Annotated in this window: 3 protein-coding genes and 1 tRNA gene; 3 read left to right on the forward strand and 1 reads right to left on the reverse strand. The window is 65.6% G+C overall.

The features are described 5' to 3' along the window. Nucleotides 1–363: 363 nt before the first annotated feature. Nucleotides 364–1,407: a PDZ domain-containing protein gene (locus tag U9978_RS23695; protein WP_322763365.1), complete on the forward strand. Its 1,044-nt coding sequence runs from the start codon at nucleotides 364–366 to the stop codon at nucleotides 1,405–1,407. 81 nt (nucleotides 1,408–1,488) lie between these two features. Here U9978_RS23695 and U9978_RS23700 read toward each other — a convergent pair whose 3' ends face one another. Then, the gene (locus U9978_RS23700; RefSeq protein ID WP_322751095.1) at nucleotides 1,489–1,995 is read right to left on the reverse strand and encodes a PPA1309 family protein; all 507 of its coding nucleotides are present in this window, start codon (nucleotides 1,993–1,995) and stop codon (nucleotides 1,489–1,491) included. Between the two features lie 96 nt (nucleotides 1,996–2,091). Between U9978_RS23700 and U9978_RS23705 the strand changes: the two genes are divergently transcribed. Then, the gene (locus tag U9978_RS23705) at nucleotides 2,092–5,097 is read left to right on the forward strand and encodes a UPF0182 family protein (RefSeq protein WP_322763366.1); all 3,006 of its coding nucleotides are present in this window, start codon (nucleotides 2,092–2,094) and stop codon (nucleotides 5,095–5,097) included. A 75-nt stretch (nucleotides 5,098–5,172) separates the two neighbouring features. After that, nucleotides 5,173–5,249, forward strand: a tRNA-Met gene (locus U9978_RS23710). Nucleotides 5,250–5,566 lie beyond the last annotated feature (317 nt).

The following is a 5,566-nucleotide window of genomic DNA, read 5'->3' on the forward strand; positions in this document are numbered from 1 at the left end:
GTTGCCCGCGGTCCGTCGGTGCGCCCCTCCGCCCTGCCGACCCCCGTCCTGCCGACCCCCGCCACGACCGGTCCGCCTGATCCGGTGAGTTGATTTCCGGGCTGGGGGGCCGAAGGGCGCGCGATGATCGTCAGATTGCGCGCCCGGAGGCCGTGGTCCCCGGCGGGCTGAAGGGCCGAAGGGCGCGCGATGATCGTCAGATTGCGCGCCCGGAGGCCGTGGTCCCCGGCGGGCTGAAGGGCCGAAGGGCGCGCGATGATCGTCAGATTGCGCGCCCGGAGGCCGTGGTCCCCGGCGTATTGCCGGCCTGGTCGTTCCGGCCGGGCCATCAGGCCGCGAATCACAGGTTCTAGACTGCCAGCCATGGCGCGGCGTATCCAGACACTCCTCGTCGCGTCCGTCCTGGCGCTGGTACTCGTGGTAATGGGCCTGTGGCTGCCCGTGCCATTCGTGATGCTGTCACCGGGGCCGGTGACCGACACGCTCGGACGTCCCGACGGCAAGCCGTTGATCGAAATCGTCGGCCGTGAAACCTATCCCACATCCGGGAAGCTTGAGCTCACCACGGTTGAGGAGGTTCCGAAGCTCACTGCGCTGGACGCGGTCCGCGGCTGGTTCGACGGCGAGCGTGCCGTGGTCCCGCGGGAACTGGTGCAGCCACCAGGCACGAGCGACGAGCAGGTGCGGCAGGAGAACACCGCGGCTATGATCGATTCGCAGGATCAGGCCACCTCCGCGGCTCTTGGTGAGCTCGGGATCACCCCGACCGGCACGTCCGTGGTTGTGCACGAGATCATCGATGCATCGTCGCCCGCCGCCGGTAAGCTATTCGCGGGCGACGTGATCGTAGCGGTCGACGGTGTCGCCGTGGCCACCCCGCAGCAGCTGCAGGATGCGGTCCTCCGGGTCCGCCCGGGTCAGCCCGTAACGATTTCCTATATTCGTGACGGCGCTGCGCCCACTCAGACATCGATCACCACTGCTGCGGCGCGCAACGACTCGGGTCGTCCGGTCATCGGTATCACCACGACCGAGAGGCAGAACTATCCCTTCACGGTCGAGATCAAACTTACCGATGTGGGTGGACCGAGTGCGGGCCTCATGTTCGCGCTCGGCATAGTCGATCTTCTCACGCCGGGTCAGCTCACGGCCGGTCGGACGATCGCGGGTACCGGCACCATCGACGCGAGCGGCACGGTCGGTCCGATCGGGGGTATTCAGCAGAAACTTCTCGGTGCTCGCAGGTCAGGTGCGGTCGTCTTTCTCGTACCGGCGGCGAACTGCCCGGATGCCCGGGAGTCGGCCCCGGCCGGCCTCAGGCTGGTGCGGGTCGAGACGCTCAAGGGAGCGATCGACGACCTGAAGGCACTCGCCGGTAGCCCCCAGGCCCCCGTCCCTGGTTGCTGACCCACACTGACCCACTGGCCGGCTGACCCGTCGATCCCAATTGCCGGGCGCTCCTGGCAACGGTTCGACCGACCGGGACCTTCAGCCGAAGGTCGCCAGCAGGCCGTCGACGAGACTGTCCGCGAGGTCCGGGTCGACCACGAGCTCGTCGTCGCCGCGGACCCGCAGACATGACGCGTGCTGCCCGTCACGGGTCACTCCGACCGCGAGCCGAACATCCTGACGTTCGGGGTGGTTGGCCGCCCATATCTCGATATCCCGCTCATCGTAGGGAGTCTCCTGCTCGGCGCTGGGCGGCAGAACGACGAGCTCGGTGACAAGGACACAGCCGAGAACCTCCGGCGGCCAGCCGATCGCGGCGAGTACCTCGTCGAGGCGGCCGGCGGGCAGGGGCTCCTGTTCGACGGGGGTGAGTGAACCGGGCGCGGTGTCGCCTATGTGTGCGGCGAGCGTCGGTTCGCGGGCGATGAGTTCGGAGGTGTCGGCCAACGCGTAGACCTGGCTGGGCTGATCCCAGCCCAGGTCGGCCACGTGCCGTTCGACCTCCAGCACAACAGCGGTCAACTCGTTGATGTCGGGGCTCGTCACGAGCGCATCCTCTCCGATGGCGCTACCTGGGCACTGGCGTAGGTTGCGTCCCAGGTGGACAACCCGGTCGTCTGCCCCGGACGCAAGGAGGAGCGAGTGCCAGCAGCCCGCAGACCACTGGTGGCGCGTACCCGCATCCTCATCCCCGCGCTGCTTGTGGTCATTGTTCTGATCATCTTGCTGGGTGTCTTCACGCGGCTTTACACCGACCTGCTCTTCTTCCGGTCGGTCGGGTTCAGCAAGGTCTTCAACACCGTCCTGTCGACACGGATACTGTTGTTCGTCCTCTTCGGTGCTCTGATGGCCGTGGCGGTCGGCACCAACCTTGTGCTCGCGTACCGGCTGCGACCGCCGATCCGCCCCCTGTCGCTCGAGCAGCAGAACCTCGAGCGGTACCGGGTGGCAGTTGAACCGTATACAGTTTTGATCTTGATTGTGGTTTCAGCGTTGTTCGGTATCGTAGCGGGTGTCTCGGCATCCGGTCGATGGCGGACGTGGCTGTTGTGGCTCAATGGCAAGCCCTTCGGGCAACGTGACCCGCAGTTCCATCGTGACATCAGTTACTATGCTTTCACGTACCCGTTCCAGCGTTTCCTGCTGGGTTTTCTGTTGACGACCGTGGTGCTGTCGTTGCTGGTGGCGCTGCTGACGCATTATCTGTTCGGTGGAATCCGGCTGCAGACTCAGGGGGAACGGGTGGTGCCGGCCGCGAAGGCGCACATATCCGTCCTGCTGGGGCTACTCGCCCTGCTCAAGGCATGGGCCTACTACCTCGACCGGTTCGGGCTGGTGTTCTCCTCGCGCGGGGTCGTCAACGGTGCGTCCTACACCGACACCCATGCCGTACTGCCGGCCAAGCTCATCCTGCTGTTCATCTCCCTGCTGTGCGCGGTGTTGTTCATCTACAACATCTTCCAGCGCGGCTGGACGTTGCCCCTGCTGTCCGCGGGGATACTGGTGCTGTCGGCCCTGGTGGTCGGCGGGATCTATCCGGCCATCGTCCAGCAGTTCCAGGTCCGGCCGAACGAGGCGTCCCGCGAGGCGCCCTACATCAGCCGTAACATCGAGGCGACCCGCGCAGCATACGCGATACAGAAGATAGACCCACAGTCGTATAACGCGGGCACCACACCTGACACCGCGAAGCTCGGTGCCGATTCGGCGACGCTGTCCAATGTCCGGCTGTTGGATCCCAACCGTCTGTCCCGGACCTACGACCAGCTACAGCAGATCCGCAATTATTACGGCTTCCCGCCGTCGCTGGACATCGACCGCTACACGGTCGCCGGAACGGACGGGCAGTCAGCGACCCACGACTACGTGGTATCCGTCCGGGAACTCGACCAGAACGGCCTCTCCGAGCAGCAGCGTAACTGGATTAATCTGCACCTGACATACACGCACGGCAAGGGTTTCGTCGCGGCGCCGGCGAACACCGTTAACGATCTCGGGCAACCGAACTTCGCTGAACTGAACCTGCCACCCACCGGGCCGCTGGGCCTGACCGAGAGCCGGATCTACTTCGGTGAGATGTTTCCGGGGTACTCGATCGTCGGCACGAAGCAGGCGGAGATCGACGGACCGGGTGCGACTGAGAACAGCGAGTCGACAACGACGTACGAAGGTTCCGGCGGCGTGTCGATCGGCTCGACGTTTCGCCGGGCGCTGTTCGCGCTGCGGTTCCAGGAGAAGAACATACTGCTGTCGGGCGACATAACCGGGAAGTCCCGCATTCTTTACGTACGCAACCCGCGTGACCGGGTGAGTCAGGTCGCGCCTTGGCTTACGCTCGACGGCGATCCCTACCCGGCGGTCGTCAACGGGAGGGTGGTGTGGATCCTCGACGGTTACACCACGTCCGATGGATATCCGTACGCCGAGCGTAAGACACTCGGTTCGGTCACCGCCGATGCCGTGACGGGCCGCGCCTCAAACCGGTCCGCGCAGGGGGCCAGCGAGGTCAACTACATTCGCAACTCGGTGAAGGCGACAGTCGACGCATACGACGGAAATGTCTCCCTCTACGCCTGGGACGAGTCCGACCCGGTACTCCGGACGTGGATGAGCGCGTTCCCCGGGACCGTCAAGCCGAAGAAGGACATTTCGGCCGGGCTGCTGGAGCACCTGCGCTACCCGGAAGATCTGTTCAAGGTCCAGCGGGACCTCCTCGCCTCCTACCATGTGCTCAACCCGCGTGACTTCTACTCCCAGGAGGACTTCTGGGCGGTCTCGCCGTCACCGGACAACCAGAACCAGCCACAACCACCCTTCTACGTGTACAGCCAGCTCGTCGATCATTCGCAGCCTTCGTTCAACCTGACCTCGCCGTTGCTGGCGAAGGGCTCGTCGAAACTCGCAGCCTATATGGCCGTGTCGAGTGATCCGGGTAGTTATGGAGAGTTCCAGGTATTGCGGCTGCCGAAGGGCGTGACCATCAGCGGGCCGGTACAGGTGCAGAACCTCATCGAGTCCAAGGGGGAGATCTCCAAGGAGTTGAGCCTGTTGCGGGGCGAGGGCTCGCAGACGATCCAGGGGAACCTGCTCACCTTGCCGGTGGCCGGTGGTCTGCTCTATATCGAGCCGTACTACGTCCAGGCGCGGGAGAACGCGGTGTACCCGACGTTGCAGCGGGTGGCTGCGGTTTTCGGTGATCGAATCGGCTTCGCGTCGACCCTGGAGGAGGCCCTGAGCCAGGTCTTCAGTGCGAGCGCCACTCCACCGGGCACCACGACGCCGCCGGGCACCACCACGCCACCGGGCACCACGCCATCACCGGGAACGACCAGCAGCCCGGAGATTCGACAGGCGATCACGGATGCTGATCGGGCTTTTGCCGCCGGGCAGGACGCGTTGCGTAAGACTCCGCCGGACTTCGCCGCATACGGTGCCGCGCAGAAGGACCTTGCGGACGCGCTGAACCGGCTGGCGCGGCTCACGGGGGTGCCTGCCGCCTCGGCGAGTCCCAGTCCCGCGCAGCCGGCATCGCCCTCGGCCGCGGCGCCGGCTTCACCCCAGGCCGGCGCCGCGGGTGCCACTCCGGGGCCGCCGGTGGCCCCGGCGGCCCCGGTGGTGACCACGTCGACAGCGCAGCCCGGCGGGTAGCCCGGCCGACCGGACGTTTGATCAAGCTCATTTGACAACCCCCACCCGGCGTCTTGTATGGTGAACTCACACCGACGCGGGGTGGAGCAGCTCGGTAGCTCGCTGGGCTCATAACCCAGAGGTCACAGGTTCAAATCCTGTCCCCGCTACCAAGGAAAGCGCCCCCGGAGAGATCTTCTCCGGGGGCGCTTTCTTGCGTTTGTGACCAAACATGTGACCAAGGTCCTGGCGGACGCTCGGCTAGGTCTTCGTACCGCCCGGCGGGCATGTGATCAAGTTCGCAATCGCGGTAGCGGCGGTCGCCTCCTGTGTCAGGTTCACATCTCCTTCCCGCCATCTCCTGCTCTCAGGGCACGCCGCCGAAGAGATCGTCACCGGGGCCGTCCCGTGTGCCGGGACCGGCCTGTTTGCTGGTCCCGGTCCCGGCACACGGGACGGCCCCGGTGACGATCTCTTCGGCGGCGTGCCC

The sequence above is a fragment of the Protofrankia sp. Cr2 genome, assembly GCF_963555885.1.
Classification (GTDB): Bacteria; Actinomycetota; Actinomycetes; order Frankiales; family Frankiaceae; genus Protofrankia.